Origin of the sequence: Exiguobacterium sp. JMULE1, assembly GCF_013337175.1 — a bacterium.
Lineage (GTDB): Bacteria > Bacillota > Bacilli > Exiguobacteriales > Exiguobacteriaceae > Exiguobacterium_A > Exiguobacterium_A indicum.
This window is the reverse complement of the sequence record NZ_SGWC01000002.1, coordinates 2005703-2023104: the sequence shown is the minus strand read 5'-3', so window position 1 is coordinate 2023104 and position 17402 is coordinate 2005703. Positions and strand designations below refer to the sequence as shown.

21 protein-coding genes are annotated in these 17402 nt (G+C 44.1%); 14 read left to right on the top strand and 7 right to left on the bottom strand.

Features of this window, described 5'->3' with window-relative positions; genetic code table 11:
* Positions 1 to 47: 47 nt before the first annotated feature.
* Entirely contained in the window at positions 48 to 581 is a 534-nt protein-coding gene (locus EXW93_RS10955) for an HD domain-containing protein (protein ID WP_023468891.1), read from the bottom strand.
* Between the two features lie 224 nt (positions 582 to 805).
* Here EXW93_RS10955 and EXW93_RS10950 point away from each other — a divergent pair, with 224 nt between their 5' ends.
* The 3 genes from EXW93_RS10950 to mecA all read left to right on the top strand — a co-directional run bounded on the left by EXW93_RS10950 (position 806) and on the right by mecA (position 2312).
* On the top strand, positions 806 to 943 hold the full coding sequence (locus tag EXW93_RS10950; RefSeq protein ID WP_023468890.1) for a hypothetical protein: 138 nt from the start codon (positions 806 to 808) through the stop codon (positions 941 to 943).
* Between the two features lie 172 nt (positions 944 to 1115).
* Positions 1116 to 1514, top strand: a complete 399-nt coding sequence (gene spxA, locus EXW93_RS10945; RefSeq protein ID WP_012370920.1) for a transcriptional regulator SpxA — start codon at positions 1116 to 1118, stop codon at positions 1512 to 1514.
* A gap of 171 nt (positions 1515 to 1685) precedes the next feature.
* Positions 1686 to 2312: an adaptor protein MecA gene (mecA, locus tag EXW93_RS10940; RefSeq protein WP_174316457.1), complete on the top strand. Its 627-nt coding sequence runs from the start codon at positions 1686 to 1688 to the stop codon at positions 2310 to 2312.
* Between the two features lie 62 nt (positions 2313 to 2374).
* Here the strand turns inward: mecA and EXW93_RS10935 are convergent, their stop codons facing one another.
* Positions 2375 to 3097 (bottom strand): SDR family NAD(P)-dependent oxidoreductase, encoded by a 723-nt coding sequence (locus EXW93_RS10935; RefSeq protein WP_174316456.1) that lies wholly within the window; start codon positions 3095 to 3097, stop codon positions 2375 to 2377.
* 68 nt (positions 3098 to 3165) lie between these two features.
* Between EXW93_RS10935 and cls the strand changes: the two genes are divergently transcribed.
* From cls to pepF, 3 genes are all read left to right on the top strand, one after another.
* On the top strand, positions 3166 to 4677 hold the full coding sequence (cls, locus tag EXW93_RS10930; RefSeq protein WP_149427652.1) for a cardiolipin synthase: 1512 nt from the start codon (positions 3166 to 3168) through the stop codon (positions 4675 to 4677).
* Between the two features lie 18 nt (positions 4678 to 4695).
* Positions 4696 to 5646, top strand: a complete 951-nt coding sequence (locus EXW93_RS10925; RefSeq protein WP_174316455.1) for a competence protein CoiA family protein — start codon at positions 4696 to 4698, stop codon at positions 5644 to 5646.
* Positions 5647 to 5710: 64 nt separating this feature from the next.
* The gene (gene pepF / locus EXW93_RS10920; protein WP_023468886.1) at positions 5711 to 7513 is read left to right on the top strand and encodes an oligoendopeptidase F; all 1803 of its coding nucleotides are present in this window, start codon (positions 5711 to 5713) and stop codon (positions 7511 to 7513) included.
* Positions 7514 to 7731: 218 nt separating this feature from the next.
* On the opposite strand, the gene EXW93_RS10915 is transcribed toward pepF, so the two are convergent.
* On the bottom strand, positions 7732 to 8523 hold the full coding sequence (locus EXW93_RS10915; RefSeq protein WP_023468885.1) for a DsbA family protein: 792 nt from the start codon (positions 8521 to 8523) through the stop codon (positions 7732 to 7734).
* Between the two features lie 94 nt (positions 8524 to 8617).
* Complete coding sequence (locus EXW93_RS10910) at positions 8618 to 9199, bottom strand: CYTH domain-containing protein (protein WP_235515916.1); 582 nt, start codon at positions 9197 to 9199, stop codon at positions 8618 to 8620.
* A gap of 96 nt (positions 9200 to 9295) precedes the next feature.
* Here EXW93_RS10910 and yjbM point away from each other — a divergent pair, with 96 nt between their 5' ends.
* The 3 genes from yjbM to EXW93_RS10895 are packed head-to-tail and all read left to right on the top strand — an operon-like array spanning position 9296 to position 11660.
* Positions 9296 to 9940 (top strand): GTP diphosphokinase, encoded by a 645-nt coding sequence (gene yjbM, locus EXW93_RS10905; protein WP_035396676.1) that lies wholly within the window; start codon positions 9296 to 9298, stop codon positions 9938 to 9940.
* Positions 9941 to 9950: 10 nt separating this feature from the next.
* Positions 9951 to 10754: an NAD kinase gene (locus EXW93_RS10900; RefSeq protein ID WP_023468882.1), complete on the top strand. Its 804-nt coding sequence runs from the start codon at positions 9951 to 9953 to the stop codon at positions 10752 to 10754.
* Positions 10755 to 10772: 18 nt separating this feature from the next.
* The gene (locus EXW93_RS10895) at positions 10773 to 11660 is read left to right on the top strand and encodes an RluA family pseudouridine synthase (RefSeq protein WP_023468881.1); all 888 of its coding nucleotides are present in this window, start codon (positions 10773 to 10775) and stop codon (positions 11658 to 11660) included.
* A gap of 50 nt (positions 11661 to 11710) precedes the next feature.
* On the opposite strand, the gene EXW93_RS10890 is transcribed toward EXW93_RS10895, so the two are convergent.
* Entirely contained in the window at positions 11711 to 12880 is a 1170-nt protein-coding gene (locus EXW93_RS10890; protein WP_035396680.1) for an FtsW/RodA/SpoVE family cell cycle protein, read from the bottom strand.
* Positions 12881 to 13024: 144 nt separating this feature from the next.
* Here EXW93_RS10890 and fabI point away from each other — a divergent pair, with 144 nt between their 5' ends.
* Together fabI and EXW93_RS10880 are read left to right on the top strand one after the other, a co-directional pair.
* A complete protein-coding gene (gene fabI, locus EXW93_RS10885; RefSeq protein ID WP_029342212.1) occupies positions 13025 to 13798 on the top strand; it encodes an enoyl-ACP reductase FabI in 774 nt (257 codons plus the stop codon).
* Between the two features lie 112 nt (positions 13799 to 13910).
* Complete coding sequence (locus EXW93_RS10880) at positions 13911 to 14129, top strand: hypothetical protein (RefSeq protein ID WP_023468878.1); 219 nt, start codon at positions 13911 to 13913, stop codon at positions 14127 to 14129.
* 4 nt (positions 14130 to 14133) lie between these two features.
* On the opposite strand, the gene EXW93_RS10875 is transcribed toward EXW93_RS10880, so the two are convergent.
* Positions 14134 to 14646, bottom strand: coding sequence for a YjcG family protein (locus EXW93_RS10875; protein WP_023468877.1), 513 nt, complete (start codon positions 14644 to 14646; stop codon positions 14134 to 14136).
* A gap of 145 nt (positions 14647 to 14791) precedes the next feature.
* Here EXW93_RS10875 and EXW93_RS10870 point away from each other — a divergent pair, with 145 nt between their 5' ends.
* From EXW93_RS10870 to EXW93_RS10860, 3 genes are read left to right on the top strand one after another with little or no spacing between them, the layout of a single operon-like run.
* Positions 14792 to 15334 (top strand): phosphatidylglycerophosphatase A family protein, encoded by a 543-nt coding sequence (locus EXW93_RS10870; RefSeq protein ID WP_034786059.1) that lies wholly within the window; start codon positions 14792 to 14794, stop codon positions 15332 to 15334.
* The gene (locus tag EXW93_RS10865; RefSeq protein WP_023468875.1) at positions 15334 to 15954 is read left to right on the top strand and encodes a phosphatase PAP2 family protein; all 621 of its coding nucleotides are present in this window, start codon (positions 15334 to 15336) and stop codon (positions 15952 to 15954) included. Before EXW93_RS10870 ends, EXW93_RS10865 begins: the two co-directional genes overlap by 1 nt.
* Positions 15954 to 16451, top strand: a complete 498-nt coding sequence (locus EXW93_RS10860) for a hypothetical protein (RefSeq protein ID WP_055968682.1) — start codon at positions 15954 to 15956, stop codon at positions 16449 to 16451. Before EXW93_RS10865 ends, EXW93_RS10860 begins: the two co-directional genes overlap by 1 nt.
* A gap of 55 nt (positions 16452 to 16506) precedes the next feature.
* Here the strand turns inward: EXW93_RS10860 and EXW93_RS10855 are convergent, their stop codons facing one another.
* Positions 16507 to 17382 carry a DegV family protein gene (locus EXW93_RS10855; protein WP_023468873.1) on the bottom strand — a complete coding sequence of 292 codons (876 nt, stop codon included), beginning with the start codon at positions 17380 to 17382 and terminating at the stop codon, positions 16507 to 16509.
* Positions 17383 to 17402: the final 20 nt, after the last annotated feature.

Below are 17402 nucleotides of genomic sequence, written 5' to 3'. Positions count from 1 at the left end.
TTTTTTAAAATAAAAGGCATTTCCACGTTGATCGTGGAAATGCCTTTTTAATTTTCTGATGCGATACGCGGTAGATGAGCAAATCGGTGGACGACTGAATCGATCGCATCAAGACGACGCATGGCTTCTTCAAAGTCAATTTTTTCGTAATGATGGAGTCCGCCCGGCTGTTCTTCCAGCGTATCCGCATCATGAACAAGTTGTTGAAGAGGTGTTCGGTTGATCGCACCTGGTGGGAGATAGGAATCCGTATGCAAAAGAACAGCGAGAGCAATTTCTTTTGCGCGTGCTGGTTCTTCACCAAGGCGAATCAATAGTTTATGAGCACGTTCAGCTCCTTTAATGGCATGAATATCATTTTGGCGATATAAATCATAGTTCCAAGTGCCGTCGGTATACCATTCGTAATGACCAATATCATGTAAGAGTGCTGCCTTCGTAGCAGTGTCAGCATCTAAACCACGTTTCGTAGCGAGTGTCAGTGCGCGTTCCGCTACTGAAATCGCATGATTCAAGCCAGAACGAGATAAATATTTTTGAGCGATCGGATGATCGAGAATCGTAACAAGTGTTAATGCCATGAATGAAAAACTCCTTTCTGAGCGTTGATATTTCTATATACTCTACAGAAATTTGAAAGAGATTGCAACTATTTTTCATTTATCAATCGACAATCTCACATATTTAATTGCTTAAAGTAGGAATAGATTTTTGAGATACGTGGTATACTTACTAGTGTAGAAGATGATTTATTCGCTTTCGTATGGTTGTTAGTTCTGTTTCGGGCCGAATGGGGTGTCGGAATATGAAAGAACGTGACAAGAAGAAAAAGCTGAAGAAGCGCCTTTTGCGGGATATTTTAGAGAAAAAACTGAAAGAAATGAAACTTCCTAAAGCAAAAGAGACGATTTCTCAGCCATTTGATCACACGCCAGCTTGTTAAAGCCACGTGGTGGCTTTAACAAGCTTTTTTACGAAAAGTTCTTTCATCTTTGTAAAAAAGCTAGGTTTTCTGCTTTATTAGATGTAAACTGTCAAGTAATAGAACCATCATCAATATCTGCTTATTCACATAGGTATTGAATGATGTTAAATCAGGGGGAGGATGTTTTTCAATGGTAACACTCTATACTTCACCAAGTTGTACTTCTTGTCGGAAAGCACGCGCGTGGCTTGAAGAACATGAAATCCCGTTCGTTGAACGTAATATCTTTTCAGAACCATTATCGCTCGATGAAATCAAACAGATTCTTCGCATGACGGAAGATGGAACGGACGAGATCATTTCAACACGTTCAAAAGTCTTCTCGAAACTCGATGTTTCCGTTGAAAACTTATCGTTGCAGCATCTATACGATTTGATTCAAGAATATCCGGGATTATTGCGTCGCCCAATCTTGATTGATGAAAAACGCCTTCAAGTGGGATACAACGAGGATGAAATCCGTCGATTCTTACCGCGCAAGGTGCGTACATTCCAACTTTTGGAAGCACAGCGTCTTGTCAACGAGTAATTTCAAAAAGCACGCTGCTTCGTGAGCAGTGTGCTTTTTGTTACCGATAAAAAAGGTTAAAATAAAGATAACAAAGGAATAGAAATATATCCTTCGGATTCAAAACTATGAATCCAAGTTATGTCCTCGTTCGTATTCTAGATAAGGAACGAGAAGAAAGGAGTGGACAGTTTGAAAATCGAACGCGTCAATGACAATACGGTCAAGTTCTTCATCACGTACACCGACATCGAACGCCGTGGTTTTGCCCGAGATGAGATTTGGTATAACCGGGAACGGGGAGAACAGTTATTCTGGCAGATGATGGACGAAGCGAATGAAAAAGAGTCCATCTCCTTCGAAGGTCCACTATGGATACAAGTGCAAGCATTTGAAAAAGGTCTTGAAGTCACTGTAACGATCGCGAAAAATGCAGTTGATGGTGAGCAAGTCGATGAAGACGAACTCGATTCACTTTTACGATCAGCGATGTCTGAGACAGAAGATAAAGATACAGAGTTAAGCCAAGATGTTTTATTTGAAACTCGCGATTTCGAACATATCATCGCGCTCAGCCAGTATGCGAATGCTCCTGTATTCGCAGAACTTGAAACAGCGCTTTATCAAAAAGATGGACTCTATTTACTGCATGTTCATTTCGAAGATGATGTGAACGTAGAAGCGCAAGAAAACGTCATGAGTTTAATCGCAGAGTATCTCCAGTTCAGCGAACAAACGATATATCCTGTAGCTGAATACGGGAAACAAATCATTGCTTCAGATGTCTTTCCGTTCATTCGGAAACATTTTCCGAACTAAGGTCAGAAAAAGTGCGAGGAAAAGGAGGATCACATATCGTGATACCTCCTTTTGTTCTGGTATTAAGTGAGGGTATAGCCTCCATCTACGATGAGCGCTTGACCGTTGATGTAACTCGCTTTGTTCGATAGTAAGAAACAAACGACCTCAGCGATTTCAGAAGGTTGTGCAGGCTCACCTCGAAGGTGATGTTTCATTGCGAGGTCAAATTTATCTTTCCCGCCATATAAGGCATGACTGAGCGCTGTATCGACTGGTCCCGGGCAAATCGCATTAAATCGGTACTTACCATGGAAGCGGGCGGCGTATGTCTTTGTTAGCGTCAGTAAAGCACTCTTAGACGACGCGTAAGGCAGTAGCATTGCTGGAAACTTAACATGACCTACGATGGCGCTATTATTGACGATGGAAGCACCTTTTGAAAAGCGTTTTGTCGCAAGTTGGATGATTCGTTCGGGTGCGTGATAGTTCACTTGAAACACTTCTTTTTGTTGATCGGAGACACGTTCAGGTGCGACGGGTTTACCGAAAGTACCTGCATTGTTGAAAATACCATCGATTTCTGGGAAATCTTCTTGTGTTTCTTCAAAGAACGCATCGATTGCAGAGGAATCAGTTAAGTCGACAGGGAAGAAATATAAACGTCCTTCTCCATTTGATTCAAGCGAGGATCCTTTTTCTTCATTTCGCCCAATCGCAAGGACAGTATGTCCCTCCCGGATGAGTTGAAGGGCAGTTGCCTCACCAATTCCACTTGTTGCACCAGTAATGATATACGTACCCATTTAAACGCTTCCTTTCTGTCATCAGTTTAAATACGATTTGTACTACTTACATAAAAGGAGGGGGATTCATGCTACGACGTGTACAACTTCTCATGACCCTCATCTTGACCATCGGCTTGATTGCCTTTTTATCCTACTATTGGAGTGTCTATATGGTAGGTTGGCTGTCCATCGTCATCATCTTGGTCGTCATGAGCGTGTTTGTCATCATTCTACTCGAAAATCGGAACCCAGAACGAACGCTCGTCTGGGCACTTGTCATGATGGCATTGCCTGTCGTTGGCGTATTCGTGTATTTCACATTCGGTCAGAACTACCGCCGAAAACGAATGTTTCGACTGAAGGCAATGCTTGATGAAGAGTCTTACATTAAGTATCGTACCCAGTTTAAGGCAGGGGTACACCAATCAGTGTTCCAAGAAGGGCGTTATGGAAAAGTTGTGACACTTATCGATTCAATCAGTCGCCTTCCGATTTCGTATAATACACATACAAGAATCTTGACGAATGGTCAGGAAAAATTTCCGATTCTTTTAGAAGAGATTCGTCAAGCACAGCATCATATTCATTTGGAGTACTATATCGTACGCGATGATCAACTTGCGCTTCAGTTACAGGAAGCATTGATTGAAAAGGCTGAGCAAGGAATCGAGGTCCGCTTTCTTTATGATGCCGTTGGATGTTTTTCGACGGATAAACATTATTTCAAGAAGATGCAGGCGGCTGGCGTTGAGGTTCGCGCGTTTTTCCCCGTCGTCTTACCGTTTATTTCGAGTAAATCGAACTATCGGAATCATCGGAAAATCGTCGTCATCGATGGAACGGTTGCTTTTACAGGCGGAATCAACATTGGCGACGAGTATATCGGTCGCGATCAACATTTTGGTTTTTGGCGTGATACGCATCTTCTCGTAAGAGGAGAGGCTGTCTCTGAACTCCAACTGATTTTTCTCCAAGACTGGTATTACATGACAGGAGAACGACTGTTTACACCGTTTTACATGGAGCCGCTTGAGTACGTTGAAGAAGCAACAGGGGGTGTTCAAATCATTGCGAGCGGTCCTGATGAGCCACATGAGGCAATGAAATCACTTTACTTCGGGCTCATCACGGAAGCACGTGAATCAGTCTATATTGCTTCCCCGTATTTGATACCGGATGAAGATCTGATGACAGCACTGAAGACAGCTGCTATGGCTGGGATTGATGTTCGTATTCTGCTACCGAGCTTTCCAGACCATAAAATCGTATTTTATGCGAGCCGTTCATATTTTGATGACTTGCTACGAGCTGGTGTGAAAATTTACGAGTACAATAAAGGGTTCATGCACTCTAAAGTCATCGTCGTGGATGACGCCATCGCAACGATTGGGACAGCGAACATGGATTTACGTAGTTTTCATTTGAATTTCGAAGTGAATGCTTTCTTATATGGAACGAACTCTGTCCATGAACTAACACGTGATTTTTATGAAGATTTTAGCCATTCGACACAAGTTGATGCTGATATGTTCCATCGACGTCCATTACGCCGTCGATTGATTGAATCGATTTCACGTTTATTCTCACCGTTACTCTAGCAAAAGGGGACGATTCAGATGTTTGAAGCCATTGATGCTTCTGGTAAACGCATCATGATTCACAGATTTCCCATCCATGAATTAAAAGCGATGTCCTTACGTTGTCCGTATTGCCTGAAGCCCTTGCGCGTCAGGCAAGGACGACGACCACATTTTGCACATATCTCAGCTTGTTCAGGAGAAAGTAGTGTGCATATGTCCTGGAAAAAGCGCATTGCCGATTCTTTAATAAACGCAGGTATCCAAGTCGAAATTGAATGGGTGACTGGAGAGAGACGTTTTGACCTGTGGATACCGGAACAGAAACTTGGAATTGAGATTCAACGTTCTCCGATGTCGGCAGAGGAATGGATTAGACGAGCCTTACTTGATGCGAAACAAGAACAAACGGTTCGGTGGATCGGATTTCATCCTTCACATGGTGTCACGTTGCGCTTGCAGGGGTGGATGCGACAAGCATTTTTACAAAATGATTATTTGGATCTGATCGTCGAGAATCAAATCCGGAGATTTCGACATCCAGTTCCTTTTGCAAAACACCATGTCTATTGCACGGTTCAATCGCTCTCGTTATCTGATTTTCTCTCGACAGAGCTTTCATCATTTCCTCGGAAATTTTCAATCGCTCGATGGCAAGGGATCGTTCATCGCTATCGGAGACGTCCTTTTTATCCTTCATTACCTCCACGCATTCTCAAGACCCCACTGTATCAAGCAGGTCTCCATCTACAAAACCTTCCCTCATTTGTGTTTCTTCCGATCACACGTCTATTATTTCTCCCTGTCCATCCCTTTGAATTTCAAATCGCAGTCTTTTTAAAGCTAAAAGGGAGATATACTTCAATCCATCTAGAACATGCCATAAATCAACTGCTTTACCAATTGAATCTATCGATTGAAAGAGATTTGATTGATGCTCTCGTCAGAGAATGGATGGAACGGATCGAGGAGGCGAATAAGCTGTTTTAGCAGGAGCACTTCGATTGTTTGTCGAAAAGAAAACAGGTATAACTGAATTAAAGGAGTGAGGGAAATGGCAGAAGTATTAACACGTCAAGATGTTGACGTTACAGAAACATGGAATCTAGAGTCGATTTACGCAACGAACGAAGCGTGGGAAGAAGAATTCGAATCGGTGAAAGCGATGCTTCCATTACTCGTCGAGTATAAGGGTCGTCTTGGACAGAGTGCAGAAACACTCTATGAAGGGTTACAGTTACGCGACGAAGTCTCAAGACGCCTTTATAAGCTTTATACATACGCGCACATGCGTTATGACGAAAATACAGCAGACAGCTTCTACCAAGCTATGAATGACCGTGCTCGGACGCTCGCGTCTCAAATCGGAGCAACACTTGCTTTCATGACACCAGAATTGTTAGCTGTACCTGAGTCAACGATTGAGACGTATCTTAATGAGAATCCAGATCTTGCGATGTATCGTCATGCATTTGATGAATTGAATCAAGAGCGTGAACACGTCCTGACGGAAGCGGAAGAAGCGATTCTTGCAAAGGCAGGAGAAGTACTCGGTCAATCCGGTACGACGTTCGGTATGTTGAACAATGCAGATCTGACATTCCCGAAAATCAAAGGGGAAGACGGAGAAGAGACAGAGTTGACACATGGTCGCTTCATCACATTCCTCGAGTCATCTGATCGTTCGGTCCGTGAAGCTGCATTTAAAGCGATGTATGGAACATATGCAAAATACACGAATACGCTCGCTTCGACACTTGCTGGGTCAGTTAAGAAAGACAACTTCTATGCGGATGTCCGGAAGTTCCCATCGGCACGCGCAGCAGCTTTACATGGTAATGCGATTCCTGAGTCCGTCTATGATGGATTAGTTGAAGCGGTACATGAGCATTTACCATTACTCCATCGTTACGTCGCTTTACGTAAGCGAGTACTTGGACTTGATGAACTACACGTGTATGATATGTACACACCGCTCGTTTCTGAGGTGGAGATGAAAGTCTCTTACGAGGAAGCGAAACAATTGATGGTTGAAGGACTTGCACCGCTTGGAACAGAGTATAAGCACATCCTCGAAGAAGGATTGTCTGAACGTTGGGTTGATGTCCGAGAGACGCGTGGTAAACGGAGTGGAGCCTACTCTTCTGGTGCTTATGATACACAGCCGTTCATTTTGATGAACTGGCAAGACAACATCAACAACCTCTTTACACTCGCACATGAATTCGGACATTCTGTCCATAGTTATTACACGCGGAAGTCTCAACCATATCCATATGGTGATTATTCAATCTTCGTCGCAGAAGTTGCCTCAACGACGAATGAAGCATTGTTGAACGACTATCTATTGAAGAAAGTAACGGATCGTAAAGAAAAACTCTATTTATTAAACAATCAACTCGAAACATTCCGTGGAACATTGTTCCGACAAACGATGTTCGCCGAGTTCGAACATGCAATTCATGATGCGGCTCGTCTTGGCCAATCGCTGACACCGGAATTCTTAACGTCAACGTATTATGCGTTGAATCAAAAATACTTCGGAGAAGAAATTGTATTGGATGAAGAAATCGGTCTAGAATGGGCTCGGATTCCACACTTCTATTACAATTATTATGTCTATCAGTATGCAACGGGCATTTCTGCTGCCGCTGCTTTGACGGATCAGATTCTAGAAGAAGGACAACCTGCTGTAGAGCGATACATTAACAATTTCTTAAAAGCGGGATCAAGTGATTATCCAATCGAAGTATTAAAAGCTGCGGGTGTCGATATGACAACAAAAGCGCCAGTTGAAGCAGCATTGCGTCAATTTGAACGTGTCCTAGATGAATTTGAAGCTTTGTTAGCAGAGTGACATCTTTGTGACAAAGTGAACAAAGAGTGGAAAAGAGGCGAAGTCCACGATATACTTATATTGTGAAGAGGGTCACATTCCCCAGTCGATTCTCTTTTTCCCCCATCCAGTGGTCAAAAGAAAAGTCCTTCTCGTCATGAAGGACTTTTTCTTATTCTATGAGTAAATACTAAAAAGGGACAGTGAAGCATGCTTCACTGTCCCTTTTATTGTTTTTATCATGCGTGTGCCGAATCTTTTAAATGACGCCATACTTTTCCATCACAGTACGATAGAGAAGCACATTTTTGTTGCAAGACCAGTTTTTTTAATTCGTGTTCAATCTGGGATTCAGGAGCATCATAAATAAAGGCGATTTCAGCCGTTGTTGCTGTTTCATACCGTCTCAAGAATTGTTCGAGTGGTGGCTTCGGTTGTTTCTCGATCGTATGATCTAGCAATTCACTTAAGATCGAGACATACACCAAATACTCATAAGGTCCTTCTGCTTTGATCGCTTCTTCGTCTCCGACAAAAGCGAGTGTTGGAAGAATCCGAACATCCCAATCGGTGACTAGTTCGGTTTCTTTCTCGAGCATTTGCTGAATCGTATCCGACGAGACATCACGATGAAACTCTTCTAAATCCAAACCATACTCCGTTAATGCCTCTGCTAGCCGCATCAATGATGGGCGACTATAAGCACTTTCTCCTTCGACGTTATGAAGCATTCGAAGGCGTCGCATGAATCGCATACCAAACGTCTTTCCTTGAAGCTCAATTGCTTTTAGAATGACGAGTGGTGACATATCGCATGCAGATCGTGATGGAGCACATGGAATCGTTGCAATCGTCCGAAGACGGAACAGATGACCATATTCTAGCTCTAGCTTCTTGAGGACGGGTATCAACCGTAAACCATCCGTTTGTGTCACATCTAGAAAATGATAGATTTCCAGAGGTTTCGTCGGTTGTTGAATCGATGGTTCGTCCAATGAACAATAAGATCCGTTACATTGTGAGTGTTCCATCCGTTCACCCCTTCCTGTTGTTATCGTTACCCTATTTTAGCAACGAAAAAAAAGAAAGAGCAAAGGTTTTGCTTGTTCATTCTTACACGAAAAATCAAGAAAGCGCTTTACGCTCCATGAAGCGAACGATTTTGTTTTTTGTTTTGCGCTGGGGAATGTCATGTTCTGAAAGAAGTCGCTCGAAATCCTTTTGCCCTTGTTCGAAGTTACTGACCTCAAACTCTAACTCATAATCGGTGTGTCCGAGATAGCGACTTTTATCAAGGACAAGCAATCCTTCCGGGAGCACGGTTTCGATTCGTTCTGTCTCTAATCGACCTAAATGCTCCAAAGATCCCTGTAAATCAAATGACTTTAGCTGTTCGTTCATCTCTTCGGAATGAATTAGACCGTATTTGAACAGATCTTCTGCTTCAGTTGATGATAACGTGACATGCGTTTCAAGCAACCCTTCCTCATGGGGTTGTTTTAAAGTCAGTACGAGCCCTTGTTTTTTCTCACGAATCCGTAATGCAGCACCTTTTTTTCGAAGTTCAAAATCTGGCGTATCAAAATAATCATTTGCTTGCCAAATGGGTTGTTTAGCTGACGCATAATGGGTAAATAACGATAGATATTCTTGTTCAGACAATAAGTTCTTAAATTCGATTTCCAATTCTTGTCTAATCGGAATCACGCCTTTCTAGTTGAATGTCTGAAAATATGATAACATGAATGAGGTAGGAACAGGCAGTGAACCAATACTATTCGATTAAAAGTGGTGACAAATCAGATGACAAAAGAAAATTGGGATTTATTTCTTGCACCGTATCAGATCGCGGTCGATGAGTTGAAAGTTAAGCTAAAAGCGATTCGTAAACAATTTCAGCAACGGGGAGAACATTCACCGATTGAATTTGTCACAGGACGGGTCAAACCTGTAAAGAGCATTCTTCAAAAAGCGGAACGAAAAGCAATTGCGCGTGAGTCATTAGAACAAGACATGCAGGATATCGCCGGATTACGTATCATGTGTCAATTCGTCGATGATATCATTCATGTCCTTGAGCTGTTGCGCTCGCGCGGAGATTTTAAAATCGTCGAAGAACGGAACTACATTACGCAAAAAAAGGATAGTGGCTATCGATCGTATCACGTCATCATTGCCTATCCGGTACAGACGATCGAAGGTGAAGTTCCGACGTTAGTCGAGATCCAAATTCGAACGCTTGCGATGAACTTCTGGGCAACGATTGAACACTCGTTGAATTATAAGTACCAAGGAAATATTCCGGAAGAGACGCGTGAGCGTCTGCGTCGTGCAGCAGAGGCAGCATTTTTGCTTGATGCGGAGATGAGCCAGCTGAAAGTAGAAATCCAAGACGCACAACTCGTCTTTCAACGCGACGCTAAGGCGTCTGAACGATTAAAAGAGTAGGGGGATGACCATGCGTTTTGCAATCACGGCTCGTGATGATGAGCGATCTCATGCGCTGAAACAGCAACTCGAGCAGGCATTGACGGATCGGGGATGTATTCTTGATGTCAGCCAGCCGGAAATCGTCGTCTCGATCGGTGGAGACGGAACGATGCTACAGGCGTTCCATTCGTATCTCGATCAAGTAGAGACGATCACGCTTGTTGGGATTCATACGGGGCATCTTGGTTTTTATGCGGATTGGCGCCCTGAAGAAATGGATGAACTGATTGATCATATCGCGAAGCAGGATTTAGCGACGGTTCAATACCCGTTGCTTGAACTCTCGATTGATTATGCGGACGGTTCACACAACCAACTGCTTGCCTTGAATGAATGTACGATTAAAAGTTTTAATCAGACGCTCGTTTGCGATTTATCGATTCGAGGCGACTACTTTGAGACATTCCGAGGTGATGGACTGTGTGTATCGACACCGTCTGGTTCGACAGCGTACAATAAGGCACTCGGCGGAGCGATCGTTCACCCGGCGCTCGAAGCAATTCAAATTACAGAGATGGCTTCCATCAACAATCGTGTCTACCGGACGATCGGCTCACCGATGTTGCTACCCAAACATCATGATGTCGAAATTCGTCCCGTTAATCCGATTGATTTTCAGATGACCTATGACCACTATGCTTCGATCATTCATCAAAACGTGACATCGATTCGGTGCCGGGTCTCTGATAAAAAAGTGAAATTTGCTCGTTTTCGTTCTTTCCCGTTCTGGCAACGGGTGCGGGAATCTTTCCTGGCAGACGAAAGACGTTAAAGTAAAGGAAATGGAAACATGAATGGATTTCAGCTACAACAGATGGTGACTGACATTGAGGATGGCTGGCGTGTCAGTCATTTTTGTACGACCCGCTTAGGGATTTCGCGGAAAATGTTAGTATCGATTAAAAATCATGGGGATATCACGCGTAATGGTCAGCATGTTAACGTCCACGACGTCTTACACGCGGGTGATCGTGTCCATGTCTTCTTCCCGGAAGAGACACCAGCACCGGATATGGTGGCGACAGAAGGGGAACTTGATATTTTGTTTGAAGATGATTGGTTGCTCGTCGTCAATAAACCGCCGGGCATGGCATCGATCCCGTCACGACTGCATCCGGAACGCTCATTATCGAACTATGTCCTTGGTTATTACCGAAAACAAGGAATTCCGTATGCAATCCATATCGTTAATCGGCTCGATCGTGATACGAGTGGTCTTGTCTTGTTCGCGAAACACGGGCTTGCCCATCACCGGATGAGTCTCATGCAACGATCTAATGAATTAGAACGACATTATTTAGCGTATGCACCCGGAAACGTACCGGTACAAACGATTGATCAACCGATTGGTCAAACCGATCATTCCTTTATGGAACGGATGGTACGACCAGATGGTCAACGTGCCATCACGCATATCTTAAATAGCCGTCTAGTTCGAGCCTTTGACCAAGAAATTTCATTACTCGATATCCGACTAGAGACAGGTCGGACACACCAAATTCGTGTCCATCTTGCTTTTCTTGGGCATCCCTTGATTGGCGATACGATGTATCAAGGGAACCCGTTACTTCCGCGTCAGGCGCTCCATAGTGCGTCAGCAACGTTCCTTCATCCTGCGACGGGAGAACGGGTTCGTTTTGAAGCACCACTTCCTGAGGATCTTCGATTGGAAGGATAAAGTACACAAATAAAAGGCAATGGACTCGGTCCACTGCCTTTTATTTGTGTTTAGTCTTCATCGAACATGGAAATCCGAGATTGAGAGGCGATTGCCATGATCAATCCTAGACCGACGAGGTTTACGATCATCGTTGATCCCCCATAACTGATGAACGGTAAGGGAAGACCTGTGATTGGTAAGACACCAATCGTCATCCCGATGTTTTGGAAGATTTGGAACGTAAACATCGCGACATATCCTGTCACGATATAGGTACCAAATGGATCCGCTGTCTCGAGAGCAATCTGAATCAAGCGATAGACGAACAGGAACAAGACGATCAAGACGATGGCAGCCCCGATGAAACCGTAGTGTGAGGCAATCGTCGTAAAGATGAAGTCTGTATGCAATTCTGGAACGAACACTTGCAGTTTCCCGTATCCAACGCCGAACATTTGCCCTGAACCTGTTGCGTTGATTGCTTGGACGAGTTGGTACGACAGATCATCCGCATATTCGAACGGTTGCAACCAAGCCATGATCCGGTTCATCGCGTGACCTGGGAAAAAGGTTGCGAGTAAATCGTTTTGGAAAAAGAACAGGTAAAAGAAGATGATGACGGCTCCTGCGAACAGACCGAACATCGTCAAAAGCCATTTCCAGTTTAGTCCGGATAACAACATCGCACATGCTAAGATGACGCATAGAATCAAACCGATCCCTAGATCGGGCTGAATGATGATAAGACCGAGCGGTAAGGCTGTAACCGCGACCAACTTGATAAGTAACAAGAGATCTCTTTCATGTTGAACATAACGCGCATTGTGCTCGGTAATGACGGCAGCGAGCGTAACGATCAAAAAGAACTTCATGAACTCAGCCGGTTGAACCGTACCGATAACGGGGAATTGATACCAACCGTATGCCCCTTTGATTTCAGTGACGATTGGTGTGTTTCGAAGAACGACAAGACCGATCAATGACACGATACCTGCTCCATATAAAAACCAGTGGAATCGCTTCAACTGTTCATAATCGATGAAAATGACGACGGATAACGCCATGAAGCCGATGACATACCATTGAATTTGTTTGGCAGAGAAGTTAATGGCACTGATCGCACCTTTAAGCGAAGGTTGTGCTGTATAGATGGCGATGATACTGATGACCATCAGACAGGCGAGTAAAAAAAGCAACGTATGATCATAACGTTGTGTAAATGATTTGAATCGATTCATTTCATCCCTACTTTCTATCTCTTTCTATATTACCGTAATTTATCAAATCCGCAATATCAAGAGCGATGGTTGACAGAAGCGTTACGTTTTTGTAACCTGAAGATAGGTTTTATTACCAGGTACTAATTCAAGGGGGACTTTATCATGAATATTTATCCTTCACTCGAAGGCAAGACGTACGTCGTCATGGGCGTCATTAACCAACGTTCGATTGCGTGGGGTATCGCACGTGCGCTCGACGCTGCTGGAGCAAGCCTGGCATTTACATATGTCGGAGAACGTTTCAAGGCACCACTTGAAAAATTAGGACAAGAATTATCACGACCGGCTTCTTATTATACGTGTGATGTCACGAGCGATGAAGAGATTGAACAGGTCTTCCAAACGATTCATGCGGACCACGGTAAGATTTCAGGGATCGCTCACTCGATCGCATTCGCGGATAAAGAAGCGCTTCGCGGTGAGTTTTCTGGGGTAACGCGTGAACAGTTTGCGCAAGCACTTGATATCTCAGCCTACAGCTTAACAGCAGTCGTCAAGGCCGCGAAGGATTTCTTCACGGAAGATGCATCCGTCATCACGTTGACATACCTCGGTGGTGAGAAAATGGTTCCGAACTACAACGTCATGGGTGTTGCGAAAGCCGCATTAGATGCAAGCGTTCGTTATCTCGCTGCTGAATACGGTCAGCAAGGCGTTCGTGTCAATGCGATTTCAGCTGGTCCAATTCGGACAGTATCCGCAAAAGGTGTCGGCGACTTCAATTCCATTCTTGATAGCATCGAAGAACGAGCGCCACTTCATCGTAACGTGACGACGGAACAAATTGGTCAAAGTGGATTGTTCTTGCTTTCGCAAATGTCGAGTGGGGTGACAGGAGAAATTCTTCACGTCGATAGCGGATTCCACATTCTTTAATAAACGATCGATTAAGCCAGGCTTTCCCATGCGGGAGGCTTGGTTTTTTTTGTGCTCGATCGGGGAACTACCAAATATAAGTGTCACTAGAAGGAGAGAGGAAGTGCAGAGGATGAACGCAATCGATTTTACAGTCGTACAATATGTCAATCGTCAAGTACGTGTCGATCCACAGCTAAAGACTGAACCAGTCGCTCGAGTTCAACCGATACGCCCAACTGACCCTTACCGCGAACACGAAGCGGACGACTTTTTAGAAGAACAGGCAAATGCATACGGTGTATTACCAGAACTAAAACTTCCCGGTCGAAGCTTCGACCGGGAAGTTTAATCATTCATTGACCTGTGAAGCGGAATGTCTCATAGACACTCCAAGCACCGTTCTCCAGTTCATACAATAAAGCCATTTTCGTGACGTCCTCTTGGAAACGGATATCTTCCATCTTGAGACGTTCTAGTACATCGAACAGTTCGACATCCGACAGTTCTTGACCGATTGTGATGTGTGGCAAGAAATCGTATTTCGGCTTATGTTCGAGTGGTCCCGTATGCAAAGCGCGATGTAATTGTTCTAACTCATCCGTCGGCATTACTTTAAGGAACAAGACATTGTTCGTCGGATGGAACGAACGAGCTCCTTGGATGTGCAAATTGACAGGCTTCGTTTCGGACGCGATTCGATTCAACTCCGTCACGATGTGGTCTAATTCTGTCTCATCAACTTCCATCCGCTCCCGTAGCGTGATATGAGGTGTGATCAGTGCATACTTCGAGTCATATCTCTTTCGGTATGAATTTGCAAAATCTTGAACGCGTTTCGATGGAAACAATACAACCCCGATGTTCATCGAAAATCCCCTACTTTCCCCTGAAATGATAACGCTTTACAAAATAATCATGACGGATTCTGGCGTCGATGTCAAAGAAGTTTGAGAGGAGGTTCAGAATCCGTGTATACTAATGAAGTACTTTGTTGGAGAGGTGGATATAGTCATGAAGAAAACACATTCAAAAGAGGTCAAACAGGCAGCTATCGATAAGTTACATGAACGAGGGGTGACGATTCATGCAATCGCTGAGATCGTTTACCAAATGCAGGCCCCCTATACGGTGGATCTGACAATTGAAACATGTGTCAGTTCAGTAGAACGTGTTCTTGAAAAACGTGAATTACAACATGCGATTCTCGTCGGAGCAGAACTAGACATCTTGGCGGAAAAAGGGTTATTATCAGAACCCCTCCTGTCCATCATCCAAAGCGATGAAGGGCTATTTGGCGTAGATGAGACGATTGCGATTGGTGCCGTCAACACGTATGGTTCGATTGCGGTTACCACGTTCGGCTATTTGGATAAAGCAAAGGTCGGTATCATCAAAGAACTCGATACGAAGCTTGGGGACGGAAAAGTCAATACGTTCATGGATGATATCGTCGCAGCCATCGCAGCAAATGCATCCGGACGACTAGCGCATCGTTTGCGAGATAAGGAAGACTATTCAGCAGAAGAATTAGAAGAACGTAAGGGGACATACTGATGCGAGGTGCGAGAGGGGCATGGATTGGTGCATCCATCGCTGTCGTCTTATTCGTGATCATCGCTGTCTCCATTCGGACGACAGGCTATTTTTTATTTGATGCTCAATTATCGTCATATATGTCGCAACACGTCCCAGGGGATTACGTTTCTTGGTTCACTCAACTCGGATCAGGTCCAGGGGCGATGACGATGACGGTGTTACTTGGAATACTGAGTTATGTTTTGTGGCGGGATCGCATTGCAAGTATCTGGTATGTAATCATGGCAATATCAGTAGGTGTATTGAATCAAGTCGTTAAATTTGCCTTTGTCCGAGAGCGCCCCTCATTAAATGAATTGGTTGGTGGCGTAGGATACAGTTTTCCGAGTGGTCACTCAGCGATGGCTTTTGCCGTCTATACCGGATTTCTCGTTGTTGCGTTTCGTCATTTGAAAACAGGTGGGAAGGTACTTGTATCGATCGTGACGATTGGATTATTCCTCGCCATGGGAGCTTCTCGAATCATTTTAAACGTTCACTATTTCTCAGATGTCATCGGTGGATATTGTTTTGCCGCGATTCTTTTATGTAGCTCCTATGCATTCATCGTCTCCCGTAGAAAAAAAGGAGTGGCTTGATGTTACTGTTAGATGTTGATCATAGTTTATTATTTGATGAAGAGACGATGCGCTCCATCGACAAGCCGACGTTGCTTGTCGAGCGAGTCGCTGGGCGACCTCGTTTTATGACGATGCGAGCGCATCTTAGATTAAAACGGTTAGTATCGATTAACGGTGTTGTTCCGGTGACGAAACGAACGATGGAAGAGTACCAGCAGTTGGAACTCTTTCAAATCGATGCGCCACCGAAGTGGGCAATCATTGACGGTGGAAAGATTTTGCTTAAAGAAGGAAAAGTGGATCGTCGATATGAAAATTGGCTTCGTCAGTTCAATAAGGAGACATCACTTGATTCCATCCTTGAGTATCTCATCGAAATGGAACAAGTTTCGATTGATGTATATCCTTCTGAGACGTTATCCAGTGTAATCACGCTTCCGCATGAGCCGATTCAACGGACGACGGACGAAGCCGTATTATTAGAAGAACTATTTCGTAAGTATGAAACGACATGAAAAAACCGGACGGTCTCAAGCAGACCGTCCGGTTTTCATCGTTTCGTGCAAGATATCAAGTTGTTGGTAAAGGAATCTCATCGAACCAGTACACACCGACCGTCTCAGCGCCAGCATGTGCCAAGATGGAAGGACCAAATTGGGTAATGCGTACTTGAAGCTCCGGATGTTCTGTAGAAATCAAGCGCCGTAATTCTTCAGCAGCGGCATGAGCGAGCGTATGACTGACATAAAGCGTCCGATCATATACACCATGAGCACTGACTTTTGATGAAATTTCACTGACCATTTCTTTAAAAGCTTTTTTGATGGAACGGACTTTTTTAAATGGGACAAGTCGTCCTTCCTCATTAAATTGAGCGATTGGTTTAATATTGAGCATGTTTGCTAGTAAAAATTGACTTCCTGAGACACGTCCGCTCCGTCGCATCGTCTCCATATTTCCGATGATCAGATAAAAATGCGATTTGTGCTTGAATGTCTCAAGCGTAGACATGACTTCATCTGGACCTTTACCAGCAGCAACGAGTCGTTGTGCGATCCGGACAAGTTCTTGCTGATTCGCAGCACCTGTATACGAATCAATCGCGTATAAGGGGAAACCGACAGCTTCAGCTGCAGCGACGGAACTCGAATATGTGCCGCTCAGTCCACTCGTGATATGAATCGCATACCCATAATCATAGCCATCTTCAAGCAATTGTTCATACAAGGTTACGAAGTCACCGAATGATGGTTGAGAAGTCGTCGGTGAAACGTGAGAATCTTCTCGCATTTTTTGATCAAGCTGTTCAATCGAGATATCGACATACTCCCGGTAAGACTCTCCGTTTAAGATGAGTAAAGTCGGTATCACATGGACTCCGATTTTTTCAGCCTCTCCTGGCTCAAAAAAAGCCATGCTGTCGGTAATCCAAGCAATCTTATCCATGTATATGACGCCTCCATTAA